The sequence below is a fragment of the Streptomyces sp. NPDC041122 genome, from assembly GCF_055592445.1.
Genome location: NZ_JBVIYQ010000004.1, coordinates 514,864 through 535,655, shown reverse-complemented (window position 1 = coordinate 535,655; position 20,792 = coordinate 514,864). Strand labels below are relative to the sequence as shown.

Annotated in this window: 20 protein-coding genes; 15 read left to right on the top strand and 5 right to left on the bottom strand. The window is 71.3% G+C overall.

Annotated features, from left to right (window positions below):
* The first annotated feature begins 209 nt into the window (after positions 1-209).
* Complete coding sequence (locus ACZ6B8_RS18505) at positions 210-788, top strand: Type-2Aa cytolytic delta-endotoxin (RefSeq protein WP_471082806.1); 579 nt, start codon at positions 210-212, stop codon at positions 786-788.
* A 69-nt stretch (positions 789-857) separates the two neighbouring features.
* Here ACZ6B8_RS18505 and ACZ6B8_RS18500 read toward each other — a convergent pair whose 3' ends face one another.
* The 4 genes from ACZ6B8_RS18500 to ACZ6B8_RS18485 all read right to left on the bottom strand — a co-directional run bounded on the left by ACZ6B8_RS18500 (position 858) and on the right by ACZ6B8_RS18485 (position 5,691).
* Complete coding sequence (locus ACZ6B8_RS18500) at positions 858-2,066, bottom strand: PucR-like N-terminal domain-containing protein (protein ID WP_471607862.1); 1,209 nt, start codon at positions 2,064-2,066, stop codon at positions 858-860.
* Positions 2,067-2,318: 252 nt separating this feature from the next.
* On the bottom strand, positions 2,319-3,269 hold the full coding sequence (locus ACZ6B8_RS18495) for a hypothetical protein (protein ID WP_471082812.1): 951 nt from the start codon (positions 3,267-3,269) through the stop codon (positions 2,319-2,321).
* Positions 3,270-3,349: 80 nt separating this feature from the next.
* Entirely contained in the window at positions 3,350-4,945 is a 1,596-nt protein-coding gene (locus ACZ6B8_RS18490) for a DUF6801 domain-containing protein (RefSeq protein WP_471607861.1), read from the bottom strand.
* Positions 4,946-5,058: 113 nt separating this feature from the next.
* Entirely contained in the window at positions 5,059-5,691 is a 633-nt protein-coding gene (locus ACZ6B8_RS18485) for a hypothetical protein (protein ID WP_471082818.1), read from the bottom strand.
* Between the two features lie 586 nt (positions 5,692-6,277).
* Between ACZ6B8_RS18485 and ACZ6B8_RS18480 the strand changes: the two genes are divergently transcribed.
* Genes ACZ6B8_RS18480 through ACZ6B8_RS18415 form a run of 14 tightly spaced genes read left to right on the top strand, consistent with a single transcriptional unit; the run spans position 6,278 to position 19,966 of the window.
* Positions 6,278-7,315 (top strand): ABC transporter ATP-binding protein, encoded by a 1,038-nt coding sequence (locus tag ACZ6B8_RS18480; protein WP_471607860.1) that lies wholly within the window; start codon positions 6,278-6,280, stop codon positions 7,313-7,315.
* Positions 7,312-8,076, top strand: a complete 765-nt coding sequence (locus ACZ6B8_RS18475; RefSeq protein WP_471607859.1) for an MlaE family ABC transporter permease — start codon at positions 7,312-7,314, stop codon at positions 8,074-8,076. Before ACZ6B8_RS18480 ends, ACZ6B8_RS18475 begins: the two co-directional genes overlap by 4 nt.
* A gap of 5 nt (positions 8,077-8,081) precedes the next feature.
* A complete protein-coding gene (locus ACZ6B8_RS18470; protein ID WP_471082823.1) occupies positions 8,082-8,888 on the top strand; it encodes an MlaE family ABC transporter permease in 807 nt (268 codons plus the stop codon).
* Position 8,889: 1 nt separating this feature from the next.
* On the top strand, positions 8,890-10,143 hold the full coding sequence (locus ACZ6B8_RS18465; RefSeq protein WP_471607858.1) for an MCE family protein: 1,254 nt from the start codon (positions 8,890-8,892) through the stop codon (positions 10,141-10,143).
* Positions 10,140-11,198, top strand: coding sequence for an MCE family protein (locus ACZ6B8_RS18460; RefSeq protein WP_471607857.1), 1,059 nt, complete (start codon positions 10,140-10,142; stop codon positions 11,196-11,198). Before ACZ6B8_RS18465 ends, ACZ6B8_RS18460 begins: the two co-directional genes overlap by 4 nt.
* The gene (locus ACZ6B8_RS18455; protein WP_471607856.1) at positions 11,195-12,298 is read left to right on the top strand and encodes an MCE family protein; all 1,104 of its coding nucleotides are present in this window, start codon (positions 11,195-11,197) and stop codon (positions 12,296-12,298) included. The genes ACZ6B8_RS18460 and ACZ6B8_RS18455 overlap by 4 nt, the downstream gene beginning before the upstream one ends.
* Positions 12,295-13,341: an MCE family protein gene (locus tag ACZ6B8_RS18450; RefSeq protein WP_471607855.1), complete on the top strand. Its 1,047-nt coding sequence runs from the start codon at positions 12,295-12,297 to the stop codon at positions 13,339-13,341. Before ACZ6B8_RS18455 ends, ACZ6B8_RS18450 begins: the two co-directional genes overlap by 4 nt.
* Positions 13,338-14,621 (top strand): MCE family protein, encoded by a 1,284-nt coding sequence (locus ACZ6B8_RS18445; protein ID WP_471607854.1) that lies wholly within the window; start codon positions 13,338-13,340, stop codon positions 14,619-14,621. Before ACZ6B8_RS18450 ends, ACZ6B8_RS18445 begins: the two co-directional genes overlap by 4 nt.
* Positions 14,618-15,931 (top strand): MlaD family protein, encoded by a 1,314-nt coding sequence (locus ACZ6B8_RS18440; protein WP_471082840.1) that lies wholly within the window; start codon positions 14,618-14,620, stop codon positions 15,929-15,931. Before ACZ6B8_RS18445 ends, ACZ6B8_RS18440 begins: the two co-directional genes overlap by 4 nt.
* Positions 15,928-16,446, top strand: coding sequence for a hypothetical protein (locus tag ACZ6B8_RS18435; RefSeq protein WP_471607853.1), 519 nt, complete (start codon positions 15,928-15,930; stop codon positions 16,444-16,446). Before ACZ6B8_RS18440 ends, ACZ6B8_RS18435 begins: the two co-directional genes overlap by 4 nt.
* Positions 16,443-17,165: a hypothetical protein gene (locus ACZ6B8_RS18430; RefSeq protein WP_471082846.1), complete on the top strand. Its 723-nt coding sequence runs from the start codon at positions 16,443-16,445 to the stop codon at positions 17,163-17,165. Before ACZ6B8_RS18435 ends, ACZ6B8_RS18430 begins: the two co-directional genes overlap by 4 nt.
* Before the next feature lie 26 nt (positions 17,166-17,191).
* Positions 17,192-17,740, top strand: a complete 549-nt coding sequence (locus ACZ6B8_RS18425; protein WP_471082849.1) for a hypothetical protein — start codon at positions 17,192-17,194, stop codon at positions 17,738-17,740.
* 26 nt (positions 17,741-17,766) lie between these two features.
* Positions 17,767-18,651: a hypothetical protein gene (locus ACZ6B8_RS18420; RefSeq protein ID WP_471607852.1), complete on the top strand. Its 885-nt coding sequence runs from the start codon at positions 17,767-17,769 to the stop codon at positions 18,649-18,651.
* 55 nt (positions 18,652-18,706) lie between these two features.
* Positions 18,707-19,966, top strand: a complete 1,260-nt coding sequence (locus ACZ6B8_RS18415; RefSeq protein ID WP_471082855.1) for a lytic transglycosylase domain-containing protein — start codon at positions 18,707-18,709, stop codon at positions 19,964-19,966.
* A 15-nt stretch (positions 19,967-19,981) separates the two neighbouring features.
* Here the strand turns inward: ACZ6B8_RS18415 and ACZ6B8_RS18410 are convergent, their stop codons facing one another.
* A complete protein-coding gene (locus ACZ6B8_RS18410) occupies positions 19,982-20,608 on the bottom strand; it encodes a DUF4232 domain-containing protein (protein ID WP_471607851.1) in 627 nt (208 codons plus the stop codon).
* Positions 20,609-20,792 lie beyond the last annotated feature (184 nt).

The window sequence follows — 20,792 nt, the reverse complement described above, 5'->3', positions numbered from 1 at the left end:
CGAAGGACATCAGCCGAAGGTACGGCCACGCACGCTGTCACCTGGAGCGCGCTGGAGCCGGAGGGTGCACCGCGGGATCCGCCGTGCCGTGTCCGCACGGCGGACAGTTCCGCCCGCCGCCGAGGAGGCTCGGCATACTGCCCCTTCTTGATCAGCGTCCCGAACCGACCAGCGACGGCACCGACCCGGTGCCGTAGGAGGAGTGAGTCATGGCCGCCAGCTTCAGAACCGTCATCGCGGTGGACCCGGCGTACCGGGAACAGGCCCAGGAGATCGACCGGGTGTTCCAGGATGCGATCGCCCCGGCGACGGTCGGCTACGACTTCGGCCACATCCGCGAAGCCGTCGCCGCCATTCCCGGTGGGGACATCGTGAAGCTGGTCCACGGCTGGGGCCTTCAGGAGACCGCCCCCGTCGGGGTCATGGCGATCTCCTTGAAGGAGGCCGTGCGCCAGGCGCTGCCGGACGCGCTCGCGGATGCCGCGTTCTGGGAGGCGATCGAGCGTGAGCTCGTGGGCGCGTTCACCGCTCTCGACGGCGAGGAGGGCAAGCCGGGCCTCTCCTACTACGAGCAGGCCCCCGGGCGTACCAGCTACTACCGCGATCTGTTCTTCGCCCTCCAGGGAGAGGAGACGGGCGAGCACATGTACGCGATCGCCTTCTGCATCGATGTGAGCGTGGCCCTGGACAAGGCGGACGTCGGGGTGCTGGAGGCGTCCGACGTCGCCCAGTACGCGATCAGGCTCAACGCGATCGTGGTCCGGCAGGCGCTGGGGCTCGCGGCCTGAGTCACCGGCGGCTCTGCCCGCGCGGTGCCCCGGAAGGGCGTCGGGCGGCCGATGTTCCCGCGCCCCTTCCTACTCCCTGTTGTCGCGGGAGAGCAGATGCAGGGCGCGCAGTGCGGCTTCCAGGGCGAAGCGGTGGTCGGGGTCGGTGAGGCGGTCGCCCAGCAGGACGTCCAGGTTCCGCAGGCGATAGCGGACGGTCTGGGCGTGCACGCCCAGCATCTCGCCGACCTGCTCCGCGGGCGCCCGCGTGGAGACGTGCACGCGCAGGGTCTCCACGAGCCGGTCGCGGCGGTTGGCCGGCAGGTGGTCGATCGGGGCCAGCTCCCCGGCCGCGAGGTGGGCCACCAGGGCCGGGTCCGACAGCAGCCACAGCGTCACCAGGTGGTCGTCGCAGCGGATCAGGGGGGCGTCGGCCACCACGCCTTCGTCGATCAGCTGGAGCGTGCGGCGCGCCCAGCGGATGGAGTCGGCTGCCTGGGCCAGCGGCACGGTCGGCCCGAGGACGGCACGCCCGCCCGCCAGCGCGGCGTCCAGCATCGCCAGGCGCTCCGGGGTGAGGGTGCCGGGCACCAGGAGGTGTGGCTGCGGGATGTCCAGGTCCAGGAGGACGTCGTCGGCCAGCGCCGCCTCCAGGTGGCCCGGGACCGGTGTGCGCAGGGCGACCATGGTGACGTCGGCGGGCAGGTGCCAGGCGGCGGCCTCGCAGAGCGCGGTGAGCGCCTGGGGCAGCGGGGGAGCGGCCAGGATGAGGTGGAGCAGCCGCCGGCGCCGCGCCGGAACCTCGGAGAAGGCGCGTGACTGCACCTCGACGTAGCCCTCGCGGGAGATCTGCTCCAACTCGTCGACGTAGGCGAACAGGGCGTCGGCGAACGCCAGGATCAGGGTGGGGGAGAGCCGGTACTGCCGGCCCACCGCCTTGACCCGGCGCAGCGCGATGCGGGCGCCGAGCCGGTACGCGCCCCGGAGGGTCTCCAGTGCGCGTCCCTCGTAGGCCTCCACGCGGCCGAACTTGCGCAGCAGTTCGTCGCGGAGCACGGCGTTCTTGCCGGGTTCGGCGACACGGTCCACGAAGGCGGAGAGGGCCTGCTCGACGCCCTGTCGGATGGGCTCGGCGTTGGGGCCGTTGAGCAGCCGCCCGTACACCGGGTAGGCCCGGGTGACCTCGGCGCCGATCTCCTTCATGAGGCCGGGTAATTCCGGTCTCATGAAGGCGGCGAACTCCTTGGGGAGGGGTTCCAGCGGTTCACCGACTTCAGGTGGTCGCGTGGATGAGGGCATGAGTGCCGTCCCTTGCTCTTCGGTGCCCATGGTGCACCGGTCGTGTGCTTCGGCACGCCAACGGGGAGGCACACGACCGGACTTGAGACGATGCGTGTCTGGGCTGTTGAAGCTAGGTCAACTTTCATGGGACGTACACAGTCCGTGCACATTTCGGCGCGGTGGGACGTGGTGACGCTGCTGGGACGGCTGGTAACCGCCGTCGCGCGGCCATTTATCGACGGCGGAGTGCCCGTTGTCCCGTCGGGTCCGTCAGCCGGTGGCGGAGTGCCAGTTCTGCGCGAGGCGCTTGCCCGCGTCGGGGGCGAAGGTGCCGGGGGCGTTCAGGCCGGCGAGGTACGTCTGGGTGTCGTTGAGCGTCAGGCTGTTGTTTCCGGTGGCGGAGGGCAGCCCGGTCTTGGCGTTGACCGCCGCGTCGATCAGACCGAACAGGCCGAGGCCGCAGCCACTGGCGCCCGGCACGGCGAAGGCGCTGTCGTTCTGGGTGGCCTTGGTGAGGTTGATCCGGCTCATCTCGCCCTCGTCGTCGGCCGTGCCGTCACCACGGAAGAACGACATCCCGAACTCGGGGAACTGGAGGTTCTTCGGGCGCAGCACGACGGGCTTGGCGGCCGTGCCGATGTAGCACTTGGCGCCGAGGAACGGGTTCTCCAGGTGGATGCGGACCGGTATGGCGACGATCGGCTTGTCGGTGACGATGCCGGCCGTCTGGTCGAAGTCGTAGGGGGTGCCGACGGACTCCACCGTCGCGGTGATCTTGTTGAGCGAGCTGTTGTCGAGCTGCTTGCAGATGTCGCTGATCGCGGGGATGTTGCTCGGGCACATCAGCCCCAGCAGCCCGCCGGGAACGGTCGCGGAGTCGGCGATGAGGGCTCCGCCGGACGGGGCCACGACGGAGCTGGTGCCGTCCGCGTTCTGGACGACCCCCATCTGGAGGTTGGTCCGGCCGGTGGGCACCGTGGTCTTGCCCAGCTTGATGGAGCCCGTCAGTGAACTGGAGACCACGCACTGCGGGGTCTTGGCCAGGCCGTCGGCGGCGAGCATCGAGGGGGCGTCCACGGGACAGCGGGTGAAGGGTGCCCACTCACCGTTCGGCGCGGGCGCGGCAGCGGTGGCGGTGCCCATGGAGGCGAGGACGCCGAGGGCGGCGCCCAGGGCGGTGGCGGTGGTGGCGACTCTGGCGCCGGGGGAGAAGCGCATCATGTGGCCTTCCGGGTCGGGGAGTTGAGGGCGGGGCGGAGTACAGGAGAGGAGGTGCAGGAAAGGGGGTGCAGGGGAGGGGGTCAGCGTTCGGCCACGGGCACCTTGCGGGGCTGGGCGTCGTCGGTGCACTCGTCGGGGTTGAGCTCGTCGGCCGAGACGAAGCAGGTCTGCCCCTGGATCTGCTTGACGTAGTTGTCGGGGCCGGAGACCGAGGCCGTGAGCAGACGGTCGAGATTCTCGCCGTCGGCGGTGCGGCAGCCGGTGAAGGCGGGGATGGTGACCTTGCCGGTCAGCGGGCCGCCGGACAGCAGCAGATAGCCGGTGGCGGGCTCGCCGGTGACCTGTTCACCCCGGCCGTGCAGGACCAGGTGGTCGCCGGGGTGCTTCGCCGGTTCCGGGTCCGGGGAGGCGAGGGACGTCTTGGTGCGGCACGTCTTCCCGACGTCCAGCGGGGTGCCGTTGACCTTCAGCGACGTCACCCGGAGCACGAGCGGGGCGCGCACGTAGGTGTCCGTACTGGTGAACATGAAGTCCGTCGTGCCGTGCGAGTCGATGGTCATCGGACCCGTCTGCTCCAGCACCATCGTGGCCGTGGTGGGCGTGAAGTCGAACGTCAGGAAGGTGGCCTCGAAGGGCGGGGTCCGCTGACGCTGTCGGTGGTAGAGGTCGGCGGTGGAGCTCTGGGTGATGGTGGCGCCGGTGCCGTCCGGGAAGAACACGAACTCGGGCTCTCCCTGGGTGATGAGCGCGCAGAACGGCGGGATCAACGCGGCGCCGTCGAGCTTGTTCACGTTGGAGAAGCCGGTGAGATAGGAGTTCAGCGACATCGGCCCGGCCGGGTGCTTCTCGTCGTACTTGCAGGTCGGCGCGGCCGGGGCGGCGGCGCCACCGCCCGGCCCCGGTGCGGTGACCTCCGGGGCGCGCCGGCCCTGCCGGTCCACCGGGTCCTTCCCCTTCTCCAACTGCCCGGGTGATCCGGAGGCGGAGGGTGCGCCGGAGGACGGCCCGGACGGCGATCCGCTCGGGGTGTCCGTGCCCCCGTCCTCGTCCGTGCCGACCAGGACGCCGGCCAGCCGGCCCCCGTCCGGGGCGCCGTCGGCGAGGGTGCAGTCGACGGTGACCGTGGCGGGGTCGGTGGCGCTGCCGTCCGCGGTGGTCAGGGCGAGGTCGAGGGCGAAGTCACCTGCCTTCATGATGAGTTCACCCGCGCTCCGCCCGGTCACCGAGGGGACGTCGCCCGTGGCGGTCAGGGTCAGCGGCCCGGTCGGGGGCAGGGCCGTGGGTTCGGTGTCGCCCCGCCAGGTCGCCTCGGCCGTGGCCTCGCCCTGAGTGACGCCGACCCCGAGCCGGGACACCGCGCGGACACCGGTCGCGTGCAGCGCCGCGAGATCCGCCACGGCCTGCTCCGGCAGGTCGACGGTCGTGGTCACGTCCTCGGGCTCGATCGGCTCGCCGGCCGCCACCCGTTCGGGGAGGGCCGCCGAGATCCGTACCGTCGCGGAGTGCTTCCCGGAGGGGAACAGGCATACGTAGGGCAGGTCGGTGTCGACCTTCTGCGTGCCGGACGCCCCGGCCGCCGCGGGCACGGTGGCGGCCAGCACGACGAACGCGGCGATCGCCGCGCCCCTGGCGCGGCTGCGGGCCGTCCGTCGGACGGCGGTGCGGGGGCCTGTCATCTGTCACTCCGCTCGGGTTGTCCCACCTCCGGCCGGCCGACGGCCGCCGCGGCGCGGGCGGTCCGCACGTCCGGCCGGAGGCGCCGGCCGGACGGCGGTAAGCCGTGCGCTGCCTACGGGTTGGAACCGACGATCGTCGGGATGGTGCTCGTGCCCGTGACCTTCACCGCGTACTTGCCCTTGAAGGTGGGCTTGGTGGAGGTGGTGACCACGCTGCCGCAGCCGGAGGCCGAGGTGACGGCCAGGTCACCGGTGACGCTGGCGACCGCGAGGATGCCGGTGGAGTTGGTGTAGGTGCCGGTGGCCTTGCCCTGCACGGTGAACACGCAGGCGCCGGCGGTCACCTTGGCCTTGACGTTGCCGATGTGTCCCTTGGTCACACCGGTCGAGGCGGTGTAGTCCTCGGCGACGACGGTCCAGGGGGTGGTCGCGATGGTCGTGACGTTGCCCAGGACGCTGGTGCACGGCGAGGAACTGGTGCCGAAGTTGATGGCGTTGATGTTGCCCACCGTCGCCGGGTTGCCGGTGGCGCTGGCCATGGTGCCGGAGGCGCTGGACGTCGTACACGTCATCGGGATGTTGGCGGTCAGCACGATGTTCCCGCTGTTGGCCGCCGAGAAGCTGGCGGGCGACGGCGTGACGGTCCACACCGTGGAGGGGACGGCCGATGCCGGGGCGACGGCGATGACGAACGCGGCGGCGCCCGCGCCCGCCACGGCGGAGATTCTTGCCAGAGACTTCTTCATGATTGGGGACTCCCTTGTGGATTGACCGGCAGAGGGGGACCGCGCCCGTACTCGTGGAGCGGAGGACGCGCCCGTACTCGTGGAGCGGAAGAACGGACGGTCCGCGGCTCGGAAAATCCTCGACCGCGAGCCACGACGTTACTTGCGGGAAACTTAGCCGAACAATGGCGTTGCCCATGATTCTTTGGGGAAGCTGAAATGCCTGTTCCCCAGGTGAGCAGTCCGGGGCTCCGCTTAGTCATCCGCTGCTAAAAATACCGCAGGAGGGCCGCCGAGAGGCCCCCCGGGAACAGGTCGCATATCGCTTCCCGCCACCCCCTGGGGCCCGCATTGCTCACCGAGTGACAAGGGCAAAGCCGGTCCTTGTCACCACGGTGATAAACACGCCCTGGCTGAACTCAAACCTTCGGGAATTTCGGATCCTTCTCTTGCCCGCTCAGGTTACTCGGTCGTAGCGTGCCGGTCACGGCGCTGATCTCCAGGTGGGCCCCCACCAAGGAGGCGTGACGGATGGTTCGCTCCCCGCTCTGCCCTCCCTCCGGGAGGGGACCTCCGTCGGCATGCCCTCACCCGCCTTGGAGGTGATATGGGAATAGAAGTGGTGGTCGAGGGTCTTACCAAATCCTTCGGCACGCAGAAGATCTGGCAGGACGTGAGCCTCACCCTGCCGGCCGGAGAGGTGAGCGTCATGCTCGGTCCTTCCGGTACCGGAAAGACCGTTTTTCTGAAGTCGCTCATCGGATTGCTGAAACCGGAGCGCGGCCGCGTCCTCATCGACGGCGTCGACATGGCGAACAGTCCCGAACGGGATATCTACGAGACGCGCAAAAAGTTTGGGCTCATGTTCCAGGACGGCGCCCTATTTGGTTCCATGTCCCTCTTCGACAACATCGCCTTTCCGCTGCGCGAGCACACCCGGAAGAAGGAGTCGGAGATCCGGCGCATCGTCATGGAGCGGATCGACGTCGTCGGACTCCTGGGTGCCGAGGGCAAACTGCCGGGGGAGATCAGCGGCGGCATGCGCAAACGGGCCGGGCTCGCCCGCGCGCTCGTGCTCGACCCGCAGATCATCCTGTGCGACGAACCCGACTCCGGGCTCGATCCCGTCCGCACCGCCTTCCTCTCCCAACTGCTGATCGACCTGAACGCGCAGATCGACGCGACGATGCTCATCGTCACGCACAACCTCGACATCGCCGCCACGGTCCCCGACAACATGGGCATGCTCTTCCGGCGCGAACTGGTCACCTTCGGGCCCCGCGAAGTGCTCCTCACCAGCGAGGAACCGGTCGTCGCGCAGTTTCTGTCCGGCCGTCGCGAGGGCCCGATCGGGATGTCGGAGGAGAAGGACGCGGCCACCCTCGCGGCCGAGGCCGCGGGAGCGCGGGGCGCCGACGGTCCGCGCGAGATCATTCCGCAGCTGGAGCCGTCCCCCGGACTTCCGCCGCGCCGCGCCGTCGCCCGCCGCAGGGAACGGGTCCTCGGCATGCTCGACCGGCTGCCGCCCGCCGCGCGCACCGCCATCGAGCGCACCTACGCCGCCGAGCCCGGGGGCGGCGCTCCCGGTGCTCACAGCAGCACCGCGGCGACGCTCCCGATGCCGGCCACCGGGAGCGGCGCATGATCGCCGGTGGCCTGCGGCAGACCGGCCGGCTCTTCGCACTCGCCACGGAGGTGGCCCGTGCGATCTTCCGACGGCCCTTCCAGTTCCGTGAGTTCGTGGAGCAGTTCTGGTTCATCGCCAGCGTCACGCTGCTGCCCGCGGCCCTGGTCTCGATCCCGTTCGGCGCCGTGATCGCCCTCCAGGTCGGCTCGCTCACCCAGCAGCTCGGTGCCCAGTCCTTCACCGGCGGTGCCAGCGTGCTGGCGGTCGTCCAGCAGGCCAGCCCGCTGATCGTGGCCCTGCTGATCGCGGGCGCGGCCGGCTCCGCCATCTGCGCCGACCTCGGCTCGCGCACCATCCGCGAGGAGCTGGACGCGATGGAGGTCATGGGCGTCTCCCCGGTGCAACGCCTCGTGGTGCCCCGCGTCCTGGCCACCATGGGCGTCGCGGTCCTGCTCAACGGCCTGGTCTCCGTGGTCGGCATCCTCGGGGGCTACGCCTTCAACGTCTACCTCCAGGACGGCACCCCCGGCGCCTACCTCTCCAGCTTCTCCGCCCTCGCCCAGCTCTCCGACCTCTACATCAGCGAACTCAAGGCCCTGGTCTTCGGGTTCATCGCGGGCGTCGTCGCCGCCTACCGCGGCCTGAACCCGCGCGGAGGCCCCAAGGGCGTCGGCGACGCCGTCAACCAGTCCGTCGTCATCACCTTCATGCTGCTCTTCTTCGTCAACATGGTGATGACGGGCGTCTATCTCCAACTCGTACCGCCGAAGGGAGGCTGACGTCCGTGGCTGCCCCGCTCGGCTGGCTCGACCGCTCCGGCGACCAACTCCTCTTCTACGTACGGTCCCTGCTCTGGATCCCGCGCACCCTGCGCCGCTACCTCAAAGAGGTGCAGCGCCTCCTCGCCGAGGTCGCCTTCGGCACGGGCGGTCTCGGGGTCATCGGCGGCACCATCGGCGTGATGATCGCGATGACCCTGTTCACCGGGACCGTCGTGGGACTCCAGGGATACGCGGCCCTCGACCAGATCGGCACCGCGGCCTTCACCGGCTTCGTCTCCGCGTACTTCAACACCCGGGAGATCGCCCCGCTCGTCGCCGGACTCGCCCTTTCCGCGACCGTCGGCGCCGGCTTCACCGCCCAGCTCGGCGCCATGCGCATCAACGAGGAGGTCGACGCCCTCGAAGGCATGGGCATCCGCTCGCTGCCGTACCTGGTCACCACCCGCATCATCGCCGGCGTCGTCGCCATCATCCCGCTGTACGCGATCGGGCTGCTCTCCTCCTACCTGGCCTCCCGCTACGTCACCGTCCTCTTCAACGGCCAGTCCCGCGGCACCTACGACCACTACTTCAACCTGTTCCTCTCACCCACGGACGTGCTGCTCTCCGTCCTGAAGGTGCTGATCTTCAGCGTGATGGTGATCGTCGCCCACTGCTACTACGGCTACCGCGCCTCCGGCGGCCCGGCCGGCGTCGGCGTCGCCGTCGGCCGTTCGGTGCGCAACGCCATCGTGCTGATCAGCGTGACCGACTTCTTCCTCTCGCTGGCCCTGTGGGGCGCCACCACGACCGTGAAGGTGGCTGGCTGACATGAGCGGTGCCCTGGGCGCGACGGTGCGCCGCCGGTTCGCCGGTGTGGTCTTCCTGGTGGTCCCCGCCCTGCTGGTGTGGCTCGCGATCGCCGTCTACGACAAGCAGTTCACCGACTCCGATCCGGTCGTCGTGGAGACCGGCAGCGTCGGAAACGAGATGCACCGGGGCGCGGAGGTGAAGCTGCGCGGTGTCGTCGTCGGCGAGGTCCGCGAGATCGACGCCACCGACGACGGCGCCCGGCTCACCCTCGCCCTGCGCCCCGGCAGCCTCGCCCGCATACCGGCCGATGTACGCGCCCAGATGCTGCCGACCACCCTGTTCGGCGAACGCTTCGTCGCCCTCGTACCGCCCGCTTCGCCCGCCGCGCGGCCGCTGGAGGCCGGCGCGGTCATCCCGCAGGACCGCTCCGCGAGCGCCGTCGAACTCCAGCAGGTGCTCGACAACGTGCTGCCCACGCTCACCGCCGTCCAGCCGCAGAAGCTCTCCGCCACCCTCTCCGCCGTCTCCCGGGCGCTGGAGGGACGCGGCGACCGGCTCGGTGAGACCCTCGCCGTCCTCGACTCCCACCTGCGCAAGTTCAACCCCCAACTGCCCACGCTCAACCGGGATCTGAAAGAGCTCGTGAAGGTCAGCCACGTCTACGCCGACGCCGCCCCGGACATCCTCACGGCCCTCACCGACTTCACCACCACCACCGGGACCCTGGCCGAGAAGGAGAGCCAACTGTCCGCCACCCTCGGCGCCACCACCACGACGGCCGAGGACATGACCGCCTTCCTGCGGCAGAACGAGGACAACATCATCCGGCTCTCCGCCTCCTCCCGGCCCACCCTGGAACTGCTCGCCGAATACTCCTCGGCCTTCCCCTGCACCCTGCGCACCCTCGCCGACTTCGTCCCCGCCATGGACAAGGCGCTCGGCAAGGGCACGGACCGGCCCGGCCTGCGCGTCGACGTCACCACCGTGCCCTCCCGCGGCGCCTACCGGCCCGGCCGCGACACCCCCTCCTACGGCGCCGGCGGCGGCCCGCGCTGCTACCCCGTGCCCTACCTCGGCGTCACCGCGAAGCCCGCCGTGCAGGCCTCCGGGGCGGCCGCGCAGGACCTCGGCCCCGCCAACTCCCCCCAGGAGAACGACCTCGTCAACGAACTCCTCGCACCCGCCACCGGCAAGGCACCCACCTCCCTGCCCGAGTGGAGCAGCCTCCTCGCGGGCCCGGCCCTGCGCGGCACGGAGGTGACCCTGCGATGACCGCCCGGCCCACCGCCCACACCCGGCGCCGTCCGCTGACCGGCCCGGTGCTGAAGTCCCTCGTCTTCCTCGTCGTCACCGCGCTGGCCACCGCCGTCCTCGGGCTGAGCGTCTCCGGCACCGGCGTCGGCGAGGACAGCCTCTCCTACAAGGCGCTGTTCACCGACGCCACCGGCGTCATCGACGGCGACAGCGTACGGATCTCCGGCGTCGAGGTCGGCGAGGTCACCGACGTCCGCGTCGTCGACCGGCGCACCGCCCAGGTCACCTTCACCGTTCGCGACGACCGCTCCCTGCCCGCCTCGACCACCGCCGCCGTGAAGTACCTCAACATGGTCGGGCAGCGCTACATCGCCCTGGACCGGGGCAGCGGCGATGTCAGCGGCGCCCTCGACGCCGGCGACACCATCCCGCTCGACCGGACCGTCCCCGCGCTGGATCTGACCCTGCTCTTCAACGGCTTCAAACCGCTCTTCGAGGGGCTGTCCCCGAAGGACGTCAACGAACTCGCCGGCTCCATCGTGCAGATCCTGCAGGGCGAGGGCGGCACCGTCGACGGCCTCATCCGGCACATCGGCTCCGTCAGCACGACGGTCGCCGCCAAGGACAAGGTGATCGGCCAGGTGGTGAAGAACCTCAACACGATCCTGACCACCCTCAACGAACGCGAGGCCGGTTTCGACGACCTGGTGGACACCCTCCAGAAGCTCGTCAGCGGGTTCAACGCGGACCGCAAGCCACTGGGCAAGGCCGTCACGGCCATGGGCGACCTGACCACCGTGACCGCCGACCTCCTCGACGAGGGGCGCGCGCCCCTGAAGAAGGACATCCGCGAACTGGGCCGGCTCTCGGACAACCTCGGCGACGCCACCCCGCAGATCGAGGACTTCCTCGACCGGACCCCCGCCAAGCTGACCGCCCTGGGCCGGCTGTCCTCCTACGGCTCCTGGTTCAACCTCTACCTCTGCGAGGCCCGGGTGGACGGCGTGACCACCTCCACCGGCGCGAAGCCGCCGACCGGCATCGCGGTCACCGAAGCGAGGTGCGGCGCATGACGCTGCTGCAACGGCCCGGGCGCCCCGCCGCGCCCGCCCCCGCGCCCCGGCGCTCCCGCCGGCCGCGACTGAAGCCCGTCAGGGAGCGCAACCCGATCACCGTGGCCCTCGTCGGCCTGCTCCTGCTCGCGCTGCTCACCGTCCTCGCCTACAACGCCGACCAGCTCTCCCTCACCGGCGGCGGCACCACCTACAGCGCGGACTTCACCGAGGCGGCCGGCCTCGACGAGGGCGACGAGGTGCGTGTCGCCGGCGTCAAGGTCGGCGAGGTCACCGGCGTGGGCCTCGACGGCGACCGCGTGAAGGTCACCTTCGAGGTGGAGAATGTCTGGATCGGCGACCGGACCACCGCCGCCATCGCCATCAAGACCCTGCTCGGCGACAAGTACCTGGCCCTCGACCCGCTCGGCACCGGGAAACAGGACACGGACGAGCGCATCCCGCGAAACCGGACCACCTCGCCGTACGACGTCACCCAGGCGTTCCAGGACCTCGGCTCCACCGTCGACGCCATCGACACCGAGCAGCTCGCCAAGAGCTTCGAGACGATCTCGGAGACCTTCGAGAACTCGCCGCGGCACGTCCGCAAGGCGGCCACGGGACTCTCCGACCTGTCGCGCTCCGTCTCCAAGCGGGACCGCGAACTGTCCGAACTCCTCAAGGGCAGCGCCCGGTTCACCAAGACGCTGAAGGAGAAGAAGTCCAGCTTCGAGACCCTCATCGAGGACGCCGGGCCCCTCCTCGGTGAACTGCGGGACCGGCGCACGGCCATCACCGCCCTGCTGAAGGGGAGCCGCGCCCTCGGCACCGAACTGAGCGGTCTGGTGGACGACAACGAGAAACAGCTCGGCCCCACCCTCAAGGCGCTCGGCCGCGTCACCACCGTACTGAAGGCCAACAACACCCAGCTGGACCGGACGCTCGCCCTCGTCGGCCCCTACTACCGACTCGTCGGCAACACCCTCGGCAACGGCCACTGGTTCGACAGCTACCTGTGCGGCGTGGTGCCGCGCGACTATCTGCCCGCGCAGTCCCAGCCCAAGACATCCTGCATGCCGCCCAAGCAGTCGGCGGCCGCCCGGGGGAGCGGTGAGCGATGAGCAAACGCAGAAAACTCCTCGCCGCGGCGATCGCCCTCGCCGTCGTCGCCGCGGCACTCGTCACGGTGCGCGTCCTCGACTCCGCCGGCACCCGCGTCACCGCCTACTTCGACCGGGCCGTCGGCATCTACGCCGGTTCCGACCTGCGAGTGCTCGGGGTCCGGGTCGGCGAGGTGAAGTCGGTCCGGCCCCAGGGCACGCGGGTGCGGGTCGAGTTGTCGCTGGACGACGGCGTACGCGTACCGAAGTCGGCGCGGGCCCTGGTGGTCGCGCCCAGCGTCGTCTCCGACCGCTACGTGCAGCTCACCCCGGCCTACCGCTCCGGACCCGCCCTCGCCGACGGCGCCGTACTGTCCGCCTCCCGCAACCGCACCCCCGTCGAGATCGACCAGCTCTACGCCTCGCTCACCGACCTCGGCAAGGCGCTCGGGCCGGACGGGGCCAACTCCGCCGGCGCCCTGTCGGAGCTGCTGAAGACCGGGGCCGCCAACCTCGACGGCAACGGCGAGGAGATCGGCGACACCATCGAGGAGTTCGGCAAGGCCACCAAGACCCTCGACGGGTCCAGCGACGACCTGTTCGCCACCGTCCGCGGCCTCCAGAGCTTCACCTCCATGCTCAAGAAGAAGGACAGCGGCGTCCGCACGGCCCAGGAGCGACTGGACACCGTCGTCGGCTACTTCGCCGACAACAAGGACGACCTCGCGGGCGCGCTCAAGGAACTCGGCACCGCCCTCGGCCGGGTGAAGACCTTCATCAAGGACAACCGGGGCGAGCTGAAGAAGAACGTCGAGCGGCTCGTCCCGATCACCCAGACCCTGGTCCGTCAGCGCACCGCGCTGGCCGAGGCCCTGGACGTCGCACCGCTCGCCGCGGGCAACCTCGTCGGGGCCTACGACACCGACCACGGCAGGATCGACGGCCGTGCCAACCTCAATGAGATCAGCATGGGAGGCCCCCTGCTGCCCCTGCCGGCGACCGGCGGAACCACATCCACACCGTCCTCGCCCTCGTCCCCGTCCTCGGGGGAGGGCGAGCGGTGAAGCGCGTCGTACGGCGGCGGGTGCTCACCACCTCGGCCGCCACCGGTGCGGGCCTCGGCGGACTCCTCGCCCTCGGCCTCGGCTTCGCGCTGGCCCTCGGCGCGTTCTCCGTCACCGTCCCCCGCTTCGACGGACTCGAGGACCTGCCCCTGCCGGGCGGCGCCGACCTCGGCTCCCACCCCTACACCGTCACCGCCGAACTCGACGACGCCCTCAGCCTGGTGCCGCACGCGGCGGTCAAGGTCAACGACGTCGCGGTCGGCCGCGTCGACTCCATCCGCCTGGACGGTGACGCGTGGTCGGCCCGGGTCACCATGGAGATCAACGGCGACGTCCGGCTGCCCCGCGACGCCGGCGCCCGCCTGGAACAGTCCAGCCTGCTCGGCGAGAAGTACGTCAGTCTCATCGCGCCGGCCAAGTCGTCCGCCGGGGGCAGGCTGGGGGACGGCGGTGTCATCCCGCTCTCCCGCACGGGCCGCAACACCGAGGTCGAGGAGGTGTTCGGCGCGCTGTCCATGCTGCTCAACGGCGGCGGCGTCAACCAGCTCAAGACCATCACGCGGGAACTCAACAAGGCCCTCGGCGGACGCGAACCCGAGGTGCGCTCCGTACTGAAACGGGTCGAGAAACTCGTGGGCAACCTCGACGACCATCGCGGCGAGATCACCGACGCCCTCGACGGCGTCAACCGGCTCGCCACGACCCTGGCCGGCCGCAAGGACGACGTACGCACCGTCCTGTCCGACCTCTCGCCCGGCCTGAAGACCCTGGACGAACAGCGCGGCTCACTGCTGACCATGCTGCGCTCCCTGGACCGGTTGTCCGGTGTCGCCGTCTCCACCGTCGAAGCGAGCAAGGACGACATGGTCGCCGACCTCAAAGCCATCGCCCCGACCCTCAAGGCCCTCGCCGACGCGGGGGGTGACCTGCCCGACTCCCTCCAGGTGCTGCTCACCTATCCGTTCACCGACGAGGTGCTGAACGGGGTCAAGGGCGACTACCTCAACGTGTACCTGCACATGACGGCCGCTCCCGGCACCCAGGTGATCCCGCCCCTGGTACCGCAGAGCAGGCCCTCGCCCACCGCCACGGCCACCGCCCCCACGGGCCGGCGCGAGCGGGGCGTGGCACCCGGAAAGCGGCGACCCGGCACCGGGGCCACGGCTTCCCCCTCGGCGCCGCTGCCCCTGCCCTCCGTACCGACACCGCCGTCCGTGCCGGCACCCACCTCCGCGCCGACACCCGGCGAGCACTCCGGGGACGGGGGCGCCAAGCGATGATCACCCTCGCCGTACGCCTGAAGAACCTGGCCTTCCTCCTCATCGCCGTCCTCGTCCTCGGTTTCCTCGGCATCCGTTACGCCGACCTCGGCCGGTACGTGGGCGTCGCCGACTACTACACCGTGAAGGTCGAACTGGCCCGCACCGGAGGGCTCTTCACCCACTCCGACGTCACCTACCGGGGCGTTTCGGTGGGCCGGGTCGGGCCGATCGACCTCACCGAGGACGGAGTGGTCGCGGAGCTGCGCATCAAGAAGTCCGCCCCCCGCATCCCCTCCGACACCCGCGCCGTGGTGGCCGGGCTCTCCGCCGTCGGCGAGCAGTACATCGACCTGCGGCCCGAGAGTGACTCCGGCCCCCACCTCGCCGACGGCGCCCGGATCGAACAGCCCGAGACCGACGTGCCCGCGCCTGTCACCGACGTGCTCACCAGCGTGAACGACCTCGTCCGGTCCGTGCCGTTGAAGGATCTGCGCACGGTCGTCGACGAGTTCGGCAAGACCTTCGAGGGGCACGGCGACGACCTTCAGGTGCTCCTCGACAACGGCAGCGCCTTCGTCGAGGCCGCCGACCGGAACCTGCCCTCGACCACCCGCCTGCTCGGCGACGGCGAAACCGTGCTGCGCACCCAGGCCGAGGAGGCGAAGGCCATCCGGGGTTTCGCCGACGGCGCCACGGAGCTCGCCCGCACCCTGAAGGGCTCCGACGCCGATCTGCGCCGGCTCCTCACCGTCACGCCGGACGCGGCCACGCAGGTCAGCGGGGTGCTGCGGGACCTCGACCCCAGCCTGGGCGTCGTCCTCGCCAACCTGCTCACCACCTCCGAGGTGGCCCTCACCCGGCAGCGCGGCATCGAGGAACTCCTCGTGAAGTACCCGGCGGCCGTCTCGGCCGGCGCCACCGCCGTCGACGGAGGAACCATGAAGCTCGGCCTGGCCGTCACCTTCTTCAAACCCCTGCCCTGCACCGACGGTTATGGCGGCACCCGGTACCGCACCGGCCTCGACCTCGGCACCGCCCCCGCTCTCAACACCGGCGCCTCCTGCACGGCACCGGCCGCGAGCGGCGTCAACGTACGGGGCTCCGCCCACGCGCCCCGCGGCGGCCCGGTACCGGACCCGGCCAGGCCCGGCTCCCTGCCGTCGGGCAGTGCACGCAATACGGGCGACACGAGCGGCAAGGGTGTCGCGTCGGCGCCGTCGAAGTCCGCCGCTCCCTTGCCGGGCGCCCTGGCCCTGCCGGACACGGGCACCGCCGGAGCGAACGGGATGCCGCAGCTGCTCGGGGCTGACCCGGAGCCGGGCCGATGAGGCGGGCGCGCGTCCTCACCGGCGCGGGACTGGCGCTGGCGCTCGCGTTCTGCGGCACCGGCGTGTGGACGTACGCACAGGCGCGGGGCGACGACTCCCTCGCGTACGGCCGCGAACGCGACGAGGCGCTGTCCGACGGGCGCGACCGGCTCACCGTCCTCAACTCCCTCGACGCCTCGTCCCGGCAGCGGGCGCAGGCGAGCATCCGGGACTGGCGCGCCGCCTCGACCGGACCGCTGCGGGACGAACTGGGCGGCACCGCTCCCAAGAAGGGGGCTTCGGCACGGGGCACGGTCACCGAGGCGGCGCTCACCGGCCTCGACACCCGCGCCGGTACGGCGAAGATCATCGGCACCGTGCGCGTCGAGGTCACGCCCGCCGGAACGACGAAGCCGACCACGGACCGCAAGCGCCTGGAGGCGGTGCTGGTCCGCACCGGCGAGGACGAGTGGAAGGTCAAGGCACTGAGCGCGGTACCGCTCACGCGGCCGGTGAAGGAGGACGAGAGCCGATGACACGGTTGCTGCACATCGGACGGTCCCGGAACGCGGCCGCCGCGGGCGCCGGGACGGAAGAGGACGGGCAACCCCGCATCAGCGCGGACGATCGCGGGGCCCGCGCCGGCGCGGATGACGCACCGTCCCGCGCCGACGCGGAACCCGAGCGTGACCCGGACGCCCCGCAGGACGCCCCGCGGGAGGAGCCGTCGCAGACCCGTGGCGCCCCGCACGCTCGCCGTCTCGTCAGGCGCCTCGCCCCCGCGGTATGCGCCGCGCTGCTTGTCGTCGTCGGCTCCGGCTTCCTGTACGGGGCCCATCAGCTGAGGTCCACCCCGTCAGCCGAGAACCACGCGCTGACCGACGCCGAGGCGACCACCCGTGTCGCCGGTGACGTCGGCAACGCGCTCGCCCGCGTCTTCTCGTACACGCCGAACGGCCTGGAGACCACCGAGCGTGCGGCCCGCTCGGTCCTCGCCGGACGGGCGGAACGCCAGTACGCGGAACTGATGGGCCGGATCCGCGAGGACCTCGCCGCGCGGCACATCACCCTGAGCACCCAGGCCGTACGCACCGGAGTCGTCGAACTCGACGCCGACAGCGCGCGGTTGCTGGTCTTCCTCGACCAGATCTCGCACCGCGGCAAGGCCCGCACCACCTCCGCTGCGGCCCAGCTCACGGTGACCGCGCGGTGGGAGGACGACCGGTGGCGCATCGTCGACATCAGGACCCGCTGAGCGGGCGCGGGGGAAGGGGAACGCAGATGAGACGTGGGACCAGGGGAACGGCCTGGCTCGGGGCGGCGCCGGTCACGGCCCTGGCCCTCGCACTCGCCCTGATCGCGGGGGGCTTCGCCGCGTGGGCGGGTTGGGGCTGGTACCACGCGGCGCACGACGACACCGCGGGCTACGCGGAGCAGCGCGACGCGGCACTCGCCGCCGGGGAACAGTCTGTCCAGAACCTCAACACCCTCGACCACCGCGGCGTCGGCCGAGGCCTGGATCTCTGGGAGTCCTCCACCACCGGTGAGCTGCACGAACAACTGGTGTCGGGGCGCGACAAGTTCGCCACCCAGGTGAAGACCGCCAAGACCGTGACCAAGGCCAAAGTGCTGTCCGGCGCGCTCACCGAACTCGACACCCGGGCCGGCCGGGCCCGCGTCCTGGTCGCCCTGCGGGTGACGGTGAAGGCGCCCGGCGACGCGAGCACCGACAAGGACACCCGCATGCTCGGCGAACTGACCCGCACCCACGGCGACTGGAAGCTCAGCGCGCTGGGCCAGGCTCCGGTCGGCGGCACGTCGGCCGGCTGACCGGCCGCAGGAGAGGACGACACACGATGCCGACGACCCGCCACCACCTGAACAACCTCCGCCGCCGCCAGGCTCGTGAGGCCCGCGAGGCTTTGCGCCCGTCGGTCACGTACGGGGCAACGAGGCCCGGGGAGGCCGTGCGCCCGGTTACCGCTGACGGGACCCGGTCCCGCGAAGCCCTGCGTACGCCACCCGCGACCGACGCGACCGACGCGACCGACGCGACCAACGCGACCAACGCGACCGACGCAGCCCCCGCGGCTGAATCCCGCAAAGGCCTGCGTGCCCCGGTCGACGCCGACGCGACGCCGAGTTCGCGCAGGGCCTCACCGCTGGGGGGAACCGAGGCCGCGGACCCGTCACACGAGACACCCCCGCGCCGGCCCGCGCCCCGCCGCACACTCGTGGCCCTCTGCCTCGTGATCCTTGTCCTCGGGGGCTTCGCGGGCTGGGCACACGCCCGTGCGGAGGCCCTCCGCGATGCCCCGGCCGCACGCAACACCGCCCTCTCCGACACCGCGCGGACCAGCGAGATCAAGGGCCAGTCGTCCAAGGCCGTCGGCGCGCTCTTCTCGTACGACCACGCCGAACCCCGTGCGCTCGACGCGGCCGCGAAGGAATGGCTGACGGGGCGTGCCGTCGCCCAGCACCGGAACCTGCTCGGTGACCTCCGTCAGCGGGCCGGCAAGCAGAAGGTGGTGATCACCACCACGGTCACCGACAGCGCGGTCGAGCGCATCGACGGCGACCGGGCCCGGGTCCTCGTCTACGCCGACCAGAGCAGCGTCAGCACGGCCGGAGACAAGAAGGCAGCAGACGACGGCACGTACGCCGGAGCGATGTTCGCCCTCGACGTCGAGCGGCACGACGGCCGTTGGCTCGTCTCGGCCATCGACACCTTCAGCCGCTGAACGTCCAGCCCCCCGAGTACGCCCTGCCTGCGTCACCACCAGGGAGTGACAGCTCATGCCCGAACACCGCGCCCGACGCCTGCCCGTCCGGACCCGGCGGGGGCTGCGCGCCACCGCCATCGCCGTGACCGCGGTGGCGGCGCTCACCGCCTCCCAGGCCCCCGGATTCCCGCACAAGGAGAGCGCCCGCGCGGCGGCCGATGACGGGGCCACCGCCCCGGCCGCGGACCTCCCGTACTCCGAACTCGCCCCACCCGACGACGGTTCGTACCACACCGAGCTGCCGCCTCTGGTCGCTCCGGACGCCCCGGCGCACCGCGAAAGGGTCACCCAGGCGCGAGCCGCCGCCGGAATTCCGGGGACCGTGCTGCGCGCCTACCGAGCGGCCCAACGGTCGGTCGGCCGGACGGACCCCGGCTGTGCCCTGCCCTGGGAACTGCTCGCCGCCATCGGCAAGGTGGAGTCCGGGCAGGCGCGCGGCGGCGCGGTCGACCGGCACGGCACCACACTGGGCCGGATCACCGGACCGGCACTCGACGGCCGGAACTTCGCCCTGATCCTGGACAGCGACGGCGGCGTCCACGACGGCGACACGGTGTACGACAGGGCGGTGGGGCCGATGCAGTTCCTGCCGTCGACCTGGGCACGTTGGGGCGCCGACGGCAACGGGGACGGCCGCGAGGACCCCAACAACATCTATGACGCGGCGCTGGCGGCCGGCCACTATCTGTGCGCCGGGGAGCGCGACCTGAGCCGGGCGGCCGACCTCGACCGAGCGGTCCTCAGCTACAACAACTCGCGTTCCTACCTGGAACTGGTCCGCTCCTGGCTGGACTTCTACCGCAGGGGCGTGCACACCGTGCCCGACGGCAAGGGCGTCATCCCGAAGTCTCCCGGAGCCGGCGGCGACACCCCGGCCACCGAGCCGGCCGACAAGGGCGCTCATAGGGGAAGCGGCGGCAAGGGCGACAAGGATGGCGAGGGCGACGGCGGCATCATCATCGGCCCCGACCCCGGCAAGCCCACCCCGTCCCCGTCTCCGTCGCACTCGGCACCGTCACCGAGGCCGACACCGTCCACGCCGGACCCGGACCCCACCCGTCCGCCGCAGCCTTCCCCGTCCGACTCCGCGACACCGACTCCCTCGCCGACACCGACGCCGAGCCCGTCCACGCCGCAGGACTGCCCGCCCGAGTCGCCGAGCCCCTCACCGGGCACCGAAGCGTCCCACCAGCCGCCACCGGGAGAGGAGTCGCCCTGCCCGGACCCGACGGCGTCCGACCCGGCACCCCGCTCACCGTCAGGGAGGTCATGACGCCGAGGACACGGACTAGTTGGTCGTGTGCGTGGGGTAGACCTGCACGTCGGTGTAGGCGCCCTTGATGTCTCCGGCGCCCGCGGGCCACTTCAGGGTCACGGTGTGGGTCTCGTTCGGGGGCGTCACCAGGATGTGGGTCGGCGACGCGAGGCTCTCGCCGCTGGTGTCGATGTCGTAGGCGAGGTTGAAGACGGCGGCGGCGCCGGGCTTGAGGGTGGTGACCCGGGGCTGGGCCCGGCCGCGCTCGATCGGGCTGCTGGTGTGGTCGGCGTCCTTGATGTCGACGCCCGCGAAGCCCGTCGCCGAGCAGGTGGTCGAACCCCGGTTGATCATGGTGATGTCGATGCGGCCGGTGTTCTCGTCGGGGGCGGCGTCCTGGGCGTCGATGGCGAGATCCTGCGTCGTGCAGAACGTGACCTTGCCGCCGCCCTTCTTCGTGCCGCCCGCGGCCGCCTCGGTGGTGAGTTCCTCACCGGATCCCGCCTGCTTGTCGCCCGCCTTGGAGCTGCCGGAGGAGTCCGAGGCGGAGGAGCCCTGGGACGACGTGTCCGTGCCGGAGTCGTCACCGCCACAAGCGGTGAGCGAGAGGGCTGCGGCGAGGCTGACGGCGGCGAGAGCGGTGATGCGCGTGTTCTTCATGTCTTCCCCCAGAAGGAAACCGGCGTGTGCGGTGTCGGGTGCGGTGTGGTGCGTGTGGTCGTAACTATTTGTAGCCCGCACCGAGTTACAGGGGCTCCTCCGCGCCGTCTTCGTTCTGTCACAGGCGGTGCCCTCGCGGCCTCTCCGCTGCCCTTACGGGCAAGGGCACGTCACCAAGGGCTGT

What these genes read in the sequence shown, in the direction of transcription:
- ACZ6B8_RS18505 (WP_471082806.1), top strand. Translation starts at nt 210, where the DNA reads ATGGCCGCCAGCTTCAGAACCGTCATCGCGGTGGACCCGGCGTACCGG.
- ACZ6B8_RS18500 (WP_471607862.1), bottom strand. Translation starts at nt 2,066, where the DNA reads ATGCCCTCATCCACGCGACCACCTGAAGTCGGTGAACCGCTGGAACCC.
- ACZ6B8_RS18495 (WP_471082812.1), bottom strand. Translation starts at nt 3,269, where the DNA reads ATGATGCGCTTCTCCCCCGGCGCCAGAGTCGCCACCACCGCCACCGCC.
- ACZ6B8_RS18490 (WP_471607861.1), bottom strand. Translation starts at nt 4,945, where the DNA reads ATGACAGGCCCCCGCACCGCCGTCCGACGGACGGCCCGCAGCCGCGCC.
- ACZ6B8_RS18485 (WP_471082818.1), bottom strand. Translation starts at nt 5,691, where the DNA reads ATGAAGAAGTCTCTGGCAAGAATCTCCGCCGTGGCGGGCGCGGGCGCC.
- ACZ6B8_RS18480 (WP_471607860.1), top strand. Translation starts at nt 6,278, where the DNA reads ATGGGAATAGAAGTGGTGGTCGAGGGTCTTACCAAATCCTTCGGCACG.
- ACZ6B8_RS18475 (WP_471607859.1), top strand. Translation starts at nt 7,312, where the DNA reads ATGATCGCCGGTGGCCTGCGGCAGACCGGCCGGCTCTTCGCACTCGCC.
- ACZ6B8_RS18465 (WP_471607858.1), top strand. Translation starts at nt 8,890, where the DNA reads ATGAGCGGTGCCCTGGGCGCGACGGTGCGCCGCCGGTTCGCCGGTGTG.
- ACZ6B8_RS18460 (WP_471607857.1), top strand. Translation starts at nt 10,140, where the DNA reads ATGACCGCCCGGCCCACCGCCCACACCCGGCGCCGTCCGCTGACCGGC.
- ACZ6B8_RS18455 (WP_471607856.1), top strand. Translation starts at nt 11,195, where the DNA reads ATGACGCTGCTGCAACGGCCCGGGCGCCCCGCCGCGCCCGCCCCCGCG.
- ACZ6B8_RS18450 (WP_471607855.1), top strand. Translation starts at nt 12,295, where the DNA reads ATGAGCAAACGCAGAAAACTCCTCGCCGCGGCGATCGCCCTCGCCGTC.
- ACZ6B8_RS18440 (WP_471082840.1), top strand. Translation starts at nt 14,618, where the DNA reads ATGATCACCCTCGCCGTACGCCTGAAGAACCTGGCCTTCCTCCTCATC.
- ACZ6B8_RS18435 (WP_471607853.1), top strand. Translation starts at nt 15,928, where the DNA reads ATGAGGCGGGCGCGCGTCCTCACCGGCGCGGGACTGGCGCTGGCGCTC.
- ACZ6B8_RS18430 (WP_471082846.1), top strand. Translation starts at nt 16,443, where the DNA reads ATGACACGGTTGCTGCACATCGGACGGTCCCGGAACGCGGCCGCCGCG.
- ACZ6B8_RS18425 (WP_471082849.1), top strand. Translation starts at nt 17,192, where the DNA reads ATGAGACGTGGGACCAGGGGAACGGCCTGGCTCGGGGCGGCGCCGGTC.
- ACZ6B8_RS18420 (WP_471607852.1), top strand. Translation starts at nt 17,767, where the DNA reads ATGCCGACGACCCGCCACCACCTGAACAACCTCCGCCGCCGCCAGGCT.
- ACZ6B8_RS18415 (WP_471082855.1), top strand. Translation starts at nt 18,707, where the DNA reads ATGCCCGAACACCGCGCCCGACGCCTGCCCGTCCGGACCCGGCGGGGG.
- ACZ6B8_RS18410 (WP_471607851.1), bottom strand. Translation starts at nt 20,608, where the DNA reads ATGAAGAACACGCGCATCACCGCTCTCGCCGCCGTCAGCCTCGCCGCA.